At 74.3% G+C, this 13018-nt stretch carries 14 protein-coding genes and 1 pseudogene; 7 read left to right on the top strand and 8 right to left on the bottom strand.

The window, feature by feature from the left end; all coding sequences use genetic code 11:
- Positions 1 to 203: 203 nt before the first annotated feature.
- From ACIQGZ_RS12250 to ACIQGZ_RS12240, 3 genes are all read right to left on the bottom strand, one after another.
- Entirely contained in the window at positions 204 to 416 is a 213-nt protein-coding gene (locus ACIQGZ_RS12250) for a hypothetical protein (RefSeq protein WP_402601212.1), read from the bottom strand.
- Positions 417 to 504: 88 nt separating this feature from the next.
- A complete protein-coding gene (locus ACIQGZ_RS12245) occupies positions 505 to 1350 on the bottom strand; it encodes a helix-turn-helix domain-containing protein (RefSeq protein WP_402601211.1) in 846 nt (281 codons plus the stop codon).
- A complete protein-coding gene (locus tag ACIQGZ_RS12240; RefSeq protein WP_402601209.1) occupies positions 1347 to 2099 on the bottom strand; it encodes a DUF6879 family protein in 753 nt (250 codons plus the stop codon). The genes ACIQGZ_RS12245 and ACIQGZ_RS12240 overlap by 4 nt, the downstream gene beginning before the upstream one ends.
- 168 nt (positions 2100 to 2267) lie before the next feature.
- Here ACIQGZ_RS12240 and ACIQGZ_RS12235 point away from each other — a divergent pair.
- Positions 2268 to 2496: pseudogene (locus tag ACIQGZ_RS12235) on the top strand (NUDIX hydrolase); the annotation flags it as partial.
- Positions 2497 to 2806: 310 nt separating this feature from the next.
- Positions 2807 to 3079, top strand: coding sequence for a hypothetical protein (locus ACIQGZ_RS12230; RefSeq protein WP_402601207.1), 273 nt, complete (start codon positions 2807 to 2809; stop codon positions 3077 to 3079).
- Between the two features lie 46 nt (positions 3080 to 3125).
- Here the strand turns inward: ACIQGZ_RS12230 and ACIQGZ_RS12225 are convergent, their stop codons facing one another.
- The 4 genes from ACIQGZ_RS12225 to ACIQGZ_RS12210 form a co-directional block, all read right to left on the bottom strand.
- Complete coding sequence (locus ACIQGZ_RS12225) at positions 3126 to 4547, bottom strand: condensation domain-containing protein (protein WP_402601205.1); 1422 nt, start codon at positions 4545 to 4547, stop codon at positions 3126 to 3128.
- A 39-nt stretch (positions 4548 to 4586) separates the two neighbouring features.
- On the bottom strand, positions 4587 to 4904 hold the full coding sequence (locus ACIQGZ_RS12220) for a hypothetical protein (protein ID WP_402601204.1): 318 nt from the start codon (positions 4902 to 4904) through the stop codon (positions 4587 to 4589).
- Between the two features lie 95 nt (positions 4905 to 4999).
- On the bottom strand, positions 5000 to 5275 hold the full coding sequence (locus ACIQGZ_RS12215) for a Tn3 family transposase (protein ID WP_402601203.1): 276 nt from the start codon (positions 5273 to 5275) through the stop codon (positions 5000 to 5002).
- Between the two features lie 496 nt (positions 5276 to 5771).
- On the bottom strand, positions 5772 to 6272 hold the full coding sequence (locus ACIQGZ_RS12210; protein ID WP_402601201.1) for a DUF3761 domain-containing protein: 501 nt from the start codon (positions 6270 to 6272) through the stop codon (positions 5772 to 5774).
- A 274-nt stretch (positions 6273 to 6546) separates the two neighbouring features.
- Here ACIQGZ_RS12210 and ACIQGZ_RS12205 point away from each other — a divergent pair, with 274 nt between their 5' ends.
- Positions 6547 to 7104: a TetR/AcrR family transcriptional regulator gene (locus ACIQGZ_RS12205; RefSeq protein WP_402601475.1), complete on the top strand. Its 558-nt coding sequence runs from the start codon at positions 6547 to 6549 to the stop codon at positions 7102 to 7104.
- A gap of 15 nt (positions 7105 to 7119) precedes the next feature.
- On the opposite strand, the gene ACIQGZ_RS12200 is transcribed toward ACIQGZ_RS12205, so the two are convergent.
- The gene (locus ACIQGZ_RS12200) at positions 7120 to 9570 is read right to left on the bottom strand and encodes a hypothetical protein (protein ID WP_402601200.1); all 2451 of its coding nucleotides are present in this window, start codon (positions 9568 to 9570) and stop codon (positions 7120 to 7122) included.
- Between the two features lie 291 nt (positions 9571 to 9861).
- Here ACIQGZ_RS12200 and ACIQGZ_RS12195 point away from each other — a divergent pair, with 291 nt between their 5' ends.
- The 4 genes from ACIQGZ_RS12195 (at position 9862) to ACIQGZ_RS12180 (ending at position 12972) form a co-directional block, all read left to right on the top strand.
- Positions 9862 to 10845: a TrmB family transcriptional regulator gene (locus tag ACIQGZ_RS12195; RefSeq protein ID WP_402601198.1), complete on the top strand. Its 984-nt coding sequence runs from the start codon at positions 9862 to 9864 to the stop codon at positions 10843 to 10845.
- A gap of 101 nt (positions 10846 to 10946) precedes the next feature.
- Complete coding sequence (locus tag ACIQGZ_RS12190) at positions 10947 to 11471, top strand: hypothetical protein (RefSeq protein ID WP_402601196.1); 525 nt, start codon at positions 10947 to 10949, stop codon at positions 11469 to 11471.
- Positions 11472 to 11596: 125 nt separating this feature from the next.
- Entirely contained in the window at positions 11597 to 12286 is a 690-nt protein-coding gene (locus ACIQGZ_RS12185) for a DUF3105 domain-containing protein (RefSeq protein WP_402601195.1), read from the top strand.
- 47 nt (positions 12287 to 12333) lie between these two features.
- Positions 12334 to 12972, top strand: coding sequence for a DUF305 domain-containing protein (locus ACIQGZ_RS12180; protein WP_402601473.1), 639 nt, complete (start codon positions 12334 to 12336; stop codon positions 12970 to 12972).
- Positions 12973 to 13018 lie beyond the last annotated feature (46 nt).

Raw genomic sequence — 13018 nt, 5'->3', positions numbered from 1 at the left:
GTACGGTCAGGAGGACCTGACTCTCGTCGCTCACCCGGCATCGCCCCGGGCGCGGGCAAGAGCGGCAGGGACGCCGAGGCTCAGCCAGTCGGTGTAGCAGGCCGACGCGGAGCCGGGACGGCCGCCGTCCCGGCAGCCGGCGCATTCCCCGCAGGGCTCGTACGGCTGGAATGGGTGCGGCTCCGGTGCGGGGCTGGCGGCGCTCACTGCGCTTCCCGGTGCCGGGGGCAGGCGGCGACGGCCCAGCCGAGCCAGCCGGAGCCTGAGCTCGTGTAGACGTACCCGGCCGGGGTCAGTGACCCGGACCGGTCGCCGCAGATGATGCAGGCGGCGCCGTGCAGGCGCGCCAGGGTGGACGCGTCGACCGGCAACCCGAGGACGGGCTGCGGCGGCGAGGGGGGTGAGAGGACGGCCATGTTGGGACGGTAGGAGGGCCTGTTTCAGGATTTCTGCTGCGTTTCTCGTTGTTTCTCTTCGGCGCCCAGGTGATTCCCGGTGTTCCCCCTACGGGCGACTGAGGGCCGCCCGTGCCTGGGTGATCAGGCGCTCGGCCTGGCGCCCGTACACCGCCGAGTCGTTCAGCGTCTCCCATACCCGCAGGTACAGGCCGATGCTCTCCGCGTCGTCCAGCCACAGCTCCGCATGCCAGTCCTCGGCGATCACCAGCCGCTCGTCGTAGATCCAGAACCCGTTCGCCGGCGGGATCTTCAGCCGGGCCCCGAACGGGACGATCCCCAGCGCCAGGGTGTCCAGGCCGGTGGCGATCCCGCTGAGCCGGTCCAACTGGGCGGCCAGCACCTCCGGCGGGCACACCAGAGTGCGCAGCGCCGCCTCGCCCATGACGACGTGGTACCGGCGACCGCGCTCGTACAGGGTGTCCTGCCGCCTCATACGAGCCCGCACCGCCTCGTCGACGTCCCGTACGGAACGGTGCAGCTCGCTGTAGCCGGAGAAGATGTGCCGGGCGTACTCGGCAGTCTGGAGCACGCCCACAACCATGGCCGCCTCCCATGCCCGCAGTACGGTCGATCGCTCATACTCGACGGTCAGGTTCTCCTGCACCGGCCGATGTCCGGCGGCTAGCTGGCGGCGCCAGGACCGGGAGCCGGACTCCAGTCCCCGCAGACGCCCCTTCAGTTCGTCCGCCGCGTCCGGACGGCCCGTGCCGCGAGCCCAGGTGTCCAGATCGGCCGACGTGGCGGTCTGCCTGCCGTTCTCCAGTTTGGAGACCTTGGATGGCACCCAGCCGCAGCGGGCTGCCAGGTCGCGGACGGTCAGGCCGGCCTCGGTGCGCAGCTCGCGCAGCCGCGCACCGAGGACGACACGGCCCTGCTGGAAATCGGTGGTCACCCAGCGGAAGCTACCCGAGCCGCGAACTTGGCGTGCGGGATCGCGTGGTGCCAGGCAGCGTCGCGGGCCTGGCAGTACCGGACGACTCGCACCGGGTCGGTGATCAGCTCGACACCGGTGAGGTCGTCGGCGTCATCGAAGTGCAAGAGTGCCACCACCCGTGAGTCGAAGATCCAGAAATCCTCCACAGGAAGGCGAAGCCGGTCGGCGTCCGCCCGCCACAGGTTGCGGATGTCCTCGCCCACGGCGGCGTTGCGTCGAGCCCCGTCCAGCAGGTAGAGCTGGCCGGCGGTCGGCGGGGTGTCCACTACGCGCACCCGCTCGATGCGCTTGCCGAGAGCGGCCTGCTCGCGACGGGAGACGCACCAGGGGTCGTCCATGTCGTAGTCTGCGGGCTCGCCCCGGGTGAACCGCTGGTATGTGCCGGTCTGCTGGTCGGAGCGGTAGGCACGGCGGGTCTCCAGACGCCAGGCGGCGTGCTCGAACGTCTCGAACATGCCATCGAACTCTTCTAGGCTGACCATCTGGGGCACACGCTCGGCCTCCCTCGGCGCCCAGTCCGCCAGCAGAATACGGGGAACGGTGACGAACCCCTCGCCCTCCTTGACGTTGCGGAGTTGCTCGATGTCGTCGGGATCGGTGACGGCGTCACCCTGTACCAGGACGTCACCGGTGTCCAGGTCTTCGTAGAGCGTCGGGCAGCCGTTGTTACCCGAGCTGGTGCCGATCATGCGAATCCTGCGGGCCATCCGCTCCTCCTTCTGATGGTGGATCAGGCTCGGGGACCGTAGCGGGTCGTCCGGGAAACAGCCAGGGCGCGACGACGGGCTTCGTCGCACCGGTGGCGAGGCGTGTCAGGCCGCTGTCGCCATGCGCGTCGGCGCCCCGCTGTCCGGCAGCGCGCCGGCCTGGAGGACGCCGCCGCGCGGGAAATGCTGGAGGAGACCGGCTGGCGCCCCGGGCCGCTGAGCCATCTGCTCACCGTCGAGCCGTCGAACGGCCTCGCCGACGGACGACTTCGAGTCGGAGCGGCGCGAGTGGGTGCCGCGCTCGCGGGTGCCCGAACTGGTGGGCAAGGGAGAGGTCAGGTCAGCCAACGCGGTGGCCGCACTGCTGATGCTGCACCACCTGCACCGAAGTGCGTGACTCGCTCCGCCCGGTCCGGGGAATGTACTCGGGTCAGGCGGCCCCGCCCCTGCGAGGGAGCACCGAACGGTCTGAGCAGAAGGGCGGGGCTGCACCCCGCGATGTCCCCGATCGGGTGACAGCATCGCGGAGCGATGCCGTGCGGTACTACCGTCAGGGGTATGGAGCGATGCACCGCCTGCGAGGGCGCCGGAGTCACCAGCCAGACGCGCCACGAAGTCCGGACACAGCCCGACGGCACGCAGAAGGCCGTGCAGCGGGGCGTCACCGCGCCGTGCGGGCGTTGCGGCGGCATGGGGACGGTGACGGGATGAGGAGCATCGGCTACTGCGGCTGCGGCGCGACGTTTCTGCCGCCCGAGAGCCTGGACTACCCGGAGGCGGGGGTCGAGGCGTCCCTCACCCAGTGCTCCACCTGCAAGCCGCCCACGCCCATCGGCACCACGCCGCTGCGGCAGCGCCGCGTCGGCGCCCGCCCCCAGCCCGTCGTCCGCCGGCCCCGCAGCTCCCGGCCCCGCCTCGCCGGCTGGCCCGCCGATCTCCGGGCGGGGCGACGAGCAGGCGACGGGACACCGCCGGCCTGAACCCGCGAACGGCCCCGCATCAAGGCCGGCGGCCCCTGTACGGCAACTACTCGCCCCCGGCGGCCCCCTCCGGGAGCGCCGCCTCGATCGCGGCCGCCTCCATGGCGTAGGCGAACGCCTCGGCCTGCGCGGGCGAGACGTAGTGCGTGTCGACGCGGATCTCGAAGCGCAGCCCGCCCTCCGGGGTGTCGTCGACGTGGACGAAGAACCGCTCCGCCTGGTCCTCCTCCCGCGCGAACCAGCGGAAGACGGTGTCCCGGCGGGCCGCCCGCAGCTCCCGCGCCAGCTCCTCCGGGTCCACCTCCCGGTCGGTGTCCGCCGGCAGTGCGTAGGTGCTGCGGTTGTTGAAGTAGGTCCGGATGCTCACGTCCTCGCCGCGCTCGATCGAGACCCGCGCGACCAGCTCGTCCAGCGCCTCGGGGTCGAAGTAGGCCTGCCTGTACGCGGTCATGCTGCCCCGCCCGGCCCGCTCGACGGCCTCCGCGGCGCTCACCCCCGCGACGTCGACGGTGCACACGCCCGCCTGCGCGACCATGCAGACCACATCGGCGAAGACCGCCCGGAAGCGGTTGTTGACCACCGGCCGCACCACCACGGGGCTGATGCCCGTGGCCCGGTACAGCCCGACCGCGAACAGGCCCAGCAGGACCCCCGATACCGCAGTGCCCGTCCGCGCGGTGATCACCGGCAGCGCCGCCGTCAGCGCCGACGAGTGGAACTGCGCGCCCCAGTGCCGTGGCTCGCGCGGGTCGGTGGGGCCGGGCAGCTGCCGCGCGGGCATCGTCCGCAGGACGCCCTCGAAGTGCCGCAGTGCCCGCTCGCTCTGCCGCTGCCCTGCGGCGGACCGCTGCCAGCGCGCCTGCTCCAGCTGCTGCATACCGCTGACCGGCGCGGTGTCCCGGGTCCGCACCTGGCCCAGCATGATCTCACTGCCGAGGCCGTCGGTGACCAGGTGGTGCATGACGGTGACCTGCTGGACCGGACGGCCGTGCTGGCGTATGGCCGCCATCCGCACCGGCCACTGCCCGGCGAAGTCGAACGGCTCGCTGCGGTAGCGCTCCTCGACCGCGGTGGCGACCTCCTCCGGGTCGGCGTCCGGAGCGGCGTCGTACACCTCCAGCGTGACGCGCCCGGTGGAGAAGAGCTGCTGGAGCGCCCGGCCTCCCGGGGCGAAGCGCAGCCGGGTGCGTGTCGAGGGGAAGCGCTCCATCAGGTAGCGCAGTTCGGCGGCGAGGTCGTCCAGCGTCGTGCCGGGCTCCACTGCGGCCCGGCCGCCGATCGGCAGCTGGCTGCGCTGCCGGCCCATCGCCTGCCAGATCTCCCACATCCCCCAGGACATCTCCTCCAGACCTTCGCCCTCGCCGGCGAAGTCCACCTCCACGCGCTCGGTGGCGACGGGCGCGACGGGGGCCGCCGGCCCGGCGGCGCCCACTTCGGCGGCGTCCGCCGCCTCCTCCTCGGTCCGCATCCCACACCCTCGCCGTCTGCGCCCGGTGGCGCTGCCGCATCAGGAACTTCCGCACCTTGCCCGTCGGCCCGTGGTCAGGTCCGCTTCCGAGATCGCGAGCACGCTGCGCGGCGTCGCCGCCGCAGTGCCCGTCAGGGCGCCCCGCACCTCGGCCGTACGGTCCGGGTGCGGCTCCGGGTCCGCGGCGGCGTGCAGCACGAGCTGCACATCCGTCACGATCCGCCCTCTGCCCTCTGACCTCCGACCTCCGCCGACACCACAGTGCAGTCCGTGCACGTCGGGGCAGGCGGCGAGGATGCGCTCCTCGGACATGGCCGTGTACAGCCGCTCACCGCCGCCCAGGTCGACGGCGTCCACCGCCCGGTCGACACGGAAGTATTACCCATCCTCGTCGCGGTACACCAGATCGCCGGTGAGGTACTGCTGACGCCCGGGAACCTTCCGTCCCCGCCCTACAGCGCGGACGGAAGACCGTGGCCGGCCCCCGCCGGTTCGGTCACTGCGGCGTCCAGACAGCGGGCGTTCCACAACCGGCGTTCCGCATCAGCCCGAGACTGGTCCTCCTGGCCGTCCTGGTAGGTCTGCTGGATGTGCCCGCGCTTGCCGTGGCAGATCGCCCGCGCCAGCGTGTGGCGGGACTCCTGGACGGTGAGCCGGCGGTTCATCCGGCGCCGGTAGGCGTCGGCCACCGGGTCGACCAGCTCGAAGTGGCCCTCGCGGCCGAACATCCGCAGCAGGTGGCAACCGGACCTGATGGGTGATCAGCGACCCGGCGGACCCGCAGCATGTCCGGTCACTGCTCGCGGCCCCCTCGGGCAGCGCGGTGTCGGAGTACACCGCCTTCTTCCACGCGGGCGGCACCGGCTCGGCGTCGATCTCCTGCGGCACCGGCAGCCGCCGCCCGCCCTGCGCGGCCTCCGGCGCGTCGCTCTCACCCAGCGGCGGGGAGCCGCCGTTCTCGCTCTCCGGATCTGCCCAGCCGGTGCAGCGCCACCGTGGCCTCCTGGGCAGTCGCGAACGAGCAATGTCGGCCAAGCCTTGCGCCGGACGGCCCGCCGGCTCCGGAAGTATGCACGGATGTGCGCGACGAAGGGTCTCACCCGGCCTTGCCGAACCTGTGGCCGGGTGTGCGTCAGGCCGCCGTGGCCCTGGGCGTTGGGAGAAGGCAGCGGCCCTGGCGGGGGGCGGCCGGCCCGGGGTGAGGGGGCCGGCCGCTGGTGGTGGCTACTTGTACCAGACGGCGACGCCGTGGTGGTGGGAGCAGGCGCCCTGGTGGTGGGCCGCGTAGGAGAGGGTGCCGTCGTTGCACAGGGCGGTCGCGCCGTCGTGGTCGTCGCTCCCGCCGCCGGAACCACCGGAACCACCGGAACCGCCGGAGCCGCTGCCGGTCGTGGCGGACTTCGCCTTGGCGGTGACCGTGACCGTCGCGGTGGCGGTGACGGTGGCTTTGACGGTACGGGTGACGGTGACGGTGGGGGCCGGTTCGGCGGCGGCCGTGACCGTAGCCGTGGCGGTCACGGTGGCCGTGGCCGTGGCCGTGACGGTGACCGTCGGCGCGGGCTTCGCGCTGCCGCCACCACCGGCAGCGGCAGCCCCGACGGCGCCCGCGAACAGCAGGGCGAGCAGACCACCGCAGCCCAGGGCGGCGAGCTTGGGGCCGTTGCGGCGGGGCCGCCCGGCGGGCGGCACGGGCCGGACGGGCGGACGCTGGTAGGGGTCGTGCATGGTGCTCCTGAGGGTATGGTGATTTGGTGCGCACAGAGTGTCAGAACCGTGTGGCCGGCGGCATTGCCGCAGACGGTTCGTGGCCCACTCGTGACGTACCGCCGTCCCGGTACCCGGCGCACCGCCGCCGCCTGGTTGACTCGCCCATGACCGCCGTTCGAGCGAAGGTGTGATCCCCATCCGTCCGCGAGAGACCGCAGCGCCGGACCCGCAGCCCGGTCCGGCCCGGACCCGGCGGCCCGCGCAGCCCCGGGAGCAGGTGCTGGCCGCCGCCATGGCGGCCATCGCCGAACACGGCCTGGCCAGGCTGACCATGGCCGGGCTCGGCAAGCAGGTCGGGATGAGCGGCGGCCACCTGCTGTACTACTTCGGCAGCAAGGACCGGCTGCTGCTGGAGACACTGCGCTGGAGCGAGGAGCAGCTCGGGGAGCGGCGCCGGGCGATGCTCGCCCGGACGGCGGTGCCGGCCCGGGTACGGCTCGCGGAGTACGCCGACCTCTACCTGCCGGAGGGTCCGGGCGACCCGCGCTGGACGCTCTGGGTCGAGGTGTGGGGCCGGTCGCTGGCGAGCGAGGAGATCCGCAGCGGGCAGCTGGCCGTGGAGGAGCCGTGGCACCGCGACCTGGTGGGCCTGCTCATGGAGGGCACGGCGGCGGGTACGGCGGCGGGCGGGTTCGGCCCGGTGGATGCGGAGACGGCGGCGGTACGCATCCGGGCGGTGCTCGACGGCTTCGCCACGCCGATCGTGATCGGGCTGCCCGGGGTGCGGCGTACCGAGTCGCTGGCGCACGTGGCCGCCGTACTGGACGCGCTGCTGGCCGCCCCGGGCTGAGGCCGCCGCCCGGGTTCAGTCGCTCCAGAGGACGACGGCGGTGCGGTCGTCGGCGTACCCCTTGGCCCGCACCTGGAGCTGCCGCAGGAAGTCGACCGTGCCCGGCGGGCCGGGCGGCGACCAGTGGCCGGCGAGGAAGCGGGCCACGTCCGGTTCGCCGCGCAGCGGTTCCGCGAGCCCGTCCGTGGCCATCAGCAGCACGTCGCCGGGGGTGTCCGGGAGCAGCCGGCAGCGGAAGGCCGGGCCCGGCGGGGCGTCGTACGCGTCCGTCCACTGCCCGGAGCGCAGCAGGAACGGGCCGCCGGACCCCAGCCCGAAGCAGACCCGGCCGCCGGCGGCCGGGTCGAGTGGCGCGACCAGGCAGTGCAGCGAACCGGCCGCCGCCGGGGAGTCCGGCGCGGCGGCGGGGGTCCGGCGCAGGTGCAGCGCGGCGCGGGCGGTGAGCCGCTGGAGTCCGAAGCGCAGTCCGTCGCGGGTGCCGTCGCGGAGGTCCGCGAGCAGTCCGGTCCGGCTGCGGCCGACGGCGGCGGCCAGTTGCCGGCACGCGCCCGCGGCGGCCTGCGGCGGCAGTTGCGCGCTCCGGTCGGTCCCGGCGACCACGGCCACCAGGATGCCGTCGGCCTGCTCCCCGAACCGGGCCACCAGCAGCGCGTCGCGGCGCGGCTCGCCCCGGTAGCGGGCCGAGTCGCCGCGCACGCTGGCGGCCCGCAGGGTCAGCCCGCCGTAGCGCGCGCCCTCGACCACGGTGTCGGCGTCCAGCTCCGCGAGCCGGTCCGGGTCCGCCGGCGGCAGGGCGGACGGTTCGGCCTCGTACGTCGGCGGGCGATCCCCGACGTACGGCAGCGGCCCGACGTACGGCAGCGGCCCGGCGCCCGTCGGCGGGCGCTGCTCCGACTCGTACGCGGGCGAAGCGCCAGCCGACGACCGGCCCGCTCCGCCCGACGGCCAAGCGACCCCCGACCGGGGATCGGTCCACCCCTCCCGGTCCCGTTCCCCCGCGTCACGGCCCGCGCCCGGCGACGCGGAGGGCGCGGCCTCCGCCACGGGCGGCCGGTCTCCCGGGTACGGCAACGGGACGGCCCCGGCCGTCAACCGACCATCCACCGGCAACCCGCCGAACACCCCCCGGGCCCACCGACCGTCCTCCGACGGCGTGAACGGCTCGGCCTTGCCCCCGGACGTCCCGCCCTCCGGCTCCGTCTCCCCGGGTGGCGGCGACGGCTCGGCCGCGTACCCGCGCGGCCGGTCGCCCGGGGACGTCGGCGCGCCGCCCTGATACGGCAACGGACCCGTCTCCACGGACGACGGGCGGTCGGCCTCCCCCGGCCCGGACCGGGGATCGGTGAGCCCGGACGGACCAGCCGACTCCCGGGCCCGATCACCGGTGTCCTTCGGCGGAGCGTCACCGACGATCCCGAGCACGGAGTCGAACCAGCCGTCCACCCACTCGTCGGACGGCTCCTCCGCCGTCACCGGGTCGCCCAGCTGCCGAATCCCGGGCGGCAGCGGCCCGTCCCCGACGATGCCCGCCGCCGAGTCGAACCAGTCGTCCACCGCCCCACCGGGCGTACGGTCGGCCTCCGCACCGCCCGCAAGCTCGGCGGACACCACCCAGCCCGGCCCTGACGCCCAGTCACCCCCCGCCGTGCCGACCCAGCCGCCATCCACCCCACCCGAGTCGACCGAGCCCGCCACACCCTCCCCACCAGCACCGGAAGCGCCCCCCGACCCCGGCACGCCCGCGCCACCCGCAACCTCGGCGGACACCACCAAGCCGCCGTCGCCCGCGCCCGAACCGGCCTCCGGCGGCGCATCGCCCACCCCGAGCCCGTCGCCCAGCGGCTCGACGGACACCACCAAACCAGTGTCCCCCGCCCCCGGCACCGCGTTGAACCAGGCTTCCGCCGCCCCGCCCGGCCCGAGTACCCCACCCGCCGGTCCGAGGGAGACCACCCGGTCCGCGTCACCGGCCACCACCCCGGACCAGGAATCCGCCACCTCACCCGGCTCGGCGGACTGCCCCGCCGCCCCGTCCCCGACGATGCCCGTCACCGAGTCGAACCAGCCGTCCACCCACCCGTCCGACTGCTCCCCACCGGCCGCCGAACCGTCCGCCGACCGAATCCCCGGCGGCAACGGCCCGCCCCCGACGACCCCCACCGCCGAGTCGAACCAGTCATCCACCGACCCACCACCCGCCGCCACGACCCCGGCCCCGGCCCCACCCTCGGCCACGACCCCGCCCCCGACGATCCCCGCCACCGAGTCGAACCAGTCGTCCACCGACCCACCCCCCGGCCGGGCCGGCGCCGTGTCGGGCGCCGCGTCCGGGGCCGTGTCCGGGGCGGTGTCCGGGGCGGTGTCCCCGGGCCCCTGGTAGACGGCGTGCCACCAGGCGTCCCCGGTGCCCCCGGTCTCTCCGGCGTCCTCGGCATCGTCGGCGGGCGTGGTGCCCTGGCTGCTCATCGTCGCTCTCCTCCGCCGGGTCGATGGGCTGCCCGGTGCCGCGCCCACCGGGACTGACGAGCGGTCACCGGACTTCAGCGGCTCCTGGGCCATTGTCTCTCCACGGTGGACCAACTGTCGGGCGAAGCACGGGATTGGGACAGCGCGGCGGACACCGCGCCGCCCCGCACTGGCAGGAATCGCACGTGATCGAACATGATGTCCGGCGGCGGCTCCGCACGACGGCCCGGGTCGCCCCGGCGCCGCGCCGCGCCGGAGGCCGCACGCAGGGCAAGTAAGGGGTGGGTCGAGTTGCTCGGTTTCGTCGGACTGGACGACCGTGAGGAGAGCGCTTACCGCGCCCTGGTCGGAGTGGGCGCCGCCGCCGCGCCCGAACTGGCGCGCAGACTGGGCGCCGCCGAGGACGAGATCGCCGTGGCGCTGCGCCGCCTGGAGCAGCGCGGCCTGGCCGCCCCGTCGCCGGGCCGTCCGGAGCGGTATGTGGCGGCGCCGCCCGCGGTGGCGCTGGGCGCGCTGCTCTCCCAGCGGCGGCACGAGCTGCACCAGGCGGAGCTGGCCGTGTCAGCACTGGCCCGGGAGTACCGGATCGGCGCGGCGGACATGGCGGCGCACGACCTGATGGAGGTGGTGACCGGCCTGGAGGGCGTACGGCACCGCTTCGAGCAGTTGCAGCTGGGGGCCAGGGACGAGGTGCTGGCGATGGTCACGGCCCGCCCGCTCGCGGTCAGCGGTGAGGACAACGCCGCCGAGGCGCGCGCGGTGGAGCGCGGGGTGGCGTACCGGGTGGTGCTGGAGCGCAGCCTGCTGGACACCCCCGGCGGCCTGGCTTCGCTGTCGGCGGCGCTGGGCCGCGACGAGCAGGTGCGGATGGTCGACACGGTGCCGTCCAAGCTGATCGTGGCGGACCGGTCGGTGGCGCTGGTCCCGCTCACGGCGGGTTCGGCGTCGGCGGAGCCGGCCGCGCTGGTGGTGCACGCCAGCGGTCTGCTGGAGGCGCTGGTGGGGCTGTTCGAGTCGGTGTGGGAGCAGGCGCGTCCGGTGCGGCTGTCCGGCGGCGCGGTGGAGGAGCCGGAGCGGGACGGGCCGGACGGCACCGACCTGCTGATCCTCTCGCTGCTGCTGGCCGGGCTCACCGACAACAGCGTCGCCAAGCAGTTGGAGCTGGGGCTGCGCACCGTGCAGCGGCGGGTGAAGCGGCTGATGGACCTGGCGGCGGTGACCACCCGGATGCAGCTGGGCTGGTACGCGTACGAGAGGGGCTGGGTGCGGCGGTAGCCCGCAGCCGGTCCGGGGTGGCGGCGGCGCGCGACCGGCGGTCGGACAAGATGCTGCGCCGACCAGGACAGCTCACCCATTCGGCTGATTAATATGTGCGCATGACCGCATCCGCTCAAGGCCGCCGCCCGGCCCGGCAGGCCCTGCGGCCGGCCCGGTCCGAGCGGACGCGGTGGTCGGTCCTGCTGGTCATGCTGCTCTTCCTGGTACCGGGCGGGGTCGGCGCGGCCCACGCCGTCGGCGCCGGCCACCATGGCGGCGCCCGGCTCCCGGCGGTGGCCCACCCGGCCGCGCGGGCCCACCCGGCGACGTACGCGGCGACGTACGCGGCGGCCCGCGCGTCGACGGCGGAGGAGCGGAGCGGCCCCGCCGCACGGCAGTCGGACGGCGGCCTCCCGGCCCTCTGCTCGGTGTACGACAACGGCGGGCGGCCGGGCAGCGGCTGCGCCCCGAACCATCCGTGCGTCCAGGACGCGCTGCTGCCGAACGCGCCGCCGCAGCCGCTGGTCGCGCCGCTGCCCGCCCTGGTCGTGCTGCGGCCCGCGCCCGCCGCCGAGCCGCAGGGACCGCTGCCCGACAGCCACCGGCCCCCCGATCTCCACCAGCTCCAGGTCCACCGGACCTGAGCGGAACCCACCGGCCGCGTGCCCTGCCGCGACCGGACCCGGCCCGGTGCCATCGGCGCCGTGCCTCCTGCCTCACTCGTCTTCCGAGCACCTCGGCTTCCGAGAACACAGACAAGGACACACCCATGGGTTCCGCTTCCAAGCAGGCCACCGAGCGCAGAGCGCGTATCGAGCAGCTGCGTCAGGAGGAGAAGCGCCGCGAGCGCCGCAACAAGACCATCACCATCTCGGTGGTCGGCGTCGTCCTCGCGGGCATGGTCGGCGGCGGCATCTGGATCGTCACGGACGCCAACAGCAAGAACGACGCCAAGAAGGCCGCCGCCCAGGCGTCGGCCTCGGCGGAGGCGTCGGCCAAGGAGAAGGCCGCCAAGGTCGACATCGCCGGGGTCAAGACCTGGAAGGACCTCACGTTCAACCACGTCCAGGGCAAGGTCGACTACGCGATGACCCCGCCGGTCGGCGGCGACCACAACCAGGCGTGGCTGGACTGCATGGGCAAGGTGTACGACAAGCCGGTGCCCAACGAGAACGCGGTGCACTCGCTGGAGCACGGCGCCGTCTGGGTCACCTACAACGAAAAGGCGTCCGACGCGGACGTCAAGCTGCTGGCCGACAAGGTCTCCAAGACCCCGTACTCCCTGATGAGCCCGTACCCGGGCGAGCAGGGCGCCATCACCCTCTCCGCCTGGGGCACCCAGCTGGTCCTGGACAACGCCAAGGACCCCCGGGTCGACCAGTTCTTCGCCAAGTACGTGCAGGGGCCGCAGACGCGTGAGCCCGGCGCCTCGTGCAGCGACGTCGGGGTGATGCCGTGAGCAGGCCCGACCTGACCGAGGGAGCCCGGGTGGCGGCTCGGCGCGGGCTGTGGTGGCCTGCCGTGGTGGCCGGGGTGGCGGCGCTGTGCGTCGCCGCGCTGGCGCTGGTGGTCGGCGCGTCGGGCGGGTCGCCCGCCTCCGCCGGCGGCCCGGCGTCGATCAGCGTCCCGGCGGACGACTCCGCCGACGCGGGCTTCGCCCGTGACATGTCCGTCCACCACCAGCAGGCGGTGGACATGGCGTTCATCGTCCGCGACCGCACCGACGACGCCGAGGTGCGGCTGCTGGCCTTCGACATCATCAACACCCAGGCCAACCAGCGCGGCATGATGACCGGCTGGCTCGACCAGTGGGGTCTGAACCAGACCTCCGCCGCCCCGCCGATGGCCTGGATGCACATGGACCACGCCTACCGGGCGCACGACGGTTCGCTGATGCCCGGCATGGCCACCAACACGGAGCTGGCGAAGCTGCGCAGCGCCAGGGGCAAGGCGGCCGAGGTGCTCTTCCTCCAGCTGATGGTGGAGCACCACAAGGCCGGTGTGTCGATGGCCGAGGGCTATGTGAGCCTGGGTCAGAACGCGGTGGAGAAGCGGCTGGCGGAGACGATCGTGTCCGGGCAGACGTCCGAGATCAAGCTGATGACGGACATGCTGGCCGCCCGTGGGGCCAAGCCGGTGGGCTGACCCGGGTCGGTCGCGGTCGGGGGGCGTGGCGGCAGCCGCGCCCCCC

Origin of the sequence: Streptomyces sp. NPDC092296, assembly GCF_044755465.1 — a bacterium.
GTDB lineage: Bacteria > Actinomycetota > Actinomycetes > Streptomycetales > Streptomycetaceae > Peterkaempfera.
Note: the sequence above shows the minus strand (reverse complement) of the source record. Positions and strands in the feature narration are given on the sequence as shown.

Coding starts and splice junctions, on each gene's coding strand:
- ACIQGZ_RS12200 (WP_402601200.1), bottom strand. CDS start 9,570: ATGAGCAGCCAGGGCACCACGCCCGCCGACGATGCCGAGGACGCCGGA.
- ACIQGZ_RS12250 (WP_402601212.1), bottom strand. CDS start 416: ATGGCCGTCCTCTCACCCCCCTCGCCGCCGCAGCCCGTCCTCGGGTTG.
- ACIQGZ_RS12210 (WP_402601201.1), bottom strand. CDS start 6,272: ATGCACGACCCCTACCAGCGTCCGCCCGTCCGGCCCGTGCCGCCCGCC.
- ACIQGZ_RS12225 (WP_402601205.1), bottom strand. CDS start 4,547: ATGCGGACCGAGGAGGAGGCGGCGGACGCCGCCGAAGTGGGCGCCGCC.
- ACIQGZ_RS12240 (WP_402601209.1), bottom strand. CDS start 2,099: ATGGCCCGCAGGATTCGCATGATCGGCACCAGCTCGGGTAACAACGGC.
- ACIQGZ_RS12205 (WP_402601475.1), top strand. CDS start 6,547: ATGGCGGCCATCGCCGAACACGGCCTGGCCAGGCTGACCATGGCCGGG.
- ACIQGZ_RS12190 (WP_402601196.1), top strand. CDS start 10,947: ATGACCGCATCCGCTCAAGGCCGCCGCCCGGCCCGGCAGGCCCTGCGG.
- ACIQGZ_RS12230 (WP_402601207.1), top strand. CDS start 2,807: ATGAGGAGCATCGGCTACTGCGGCTGCGGCGCGACGTTTCTGCCGCCC.
- ACIQGZ_RS12215 (WP_402601203.1), bottom strand. CDS start 5,275: ATGTTCGGCCGCGAGGGCCACTTCGAGCTGGTCGACCCGGTGGCCGAC.
- ACIQGZ_RS12185 (WP_402601195.1), top strand. CDS start 11,597: ATGGGTTCCGCTTCCAAGCAGGCCACCGAGCGCAGAGCGCGTATCGAG.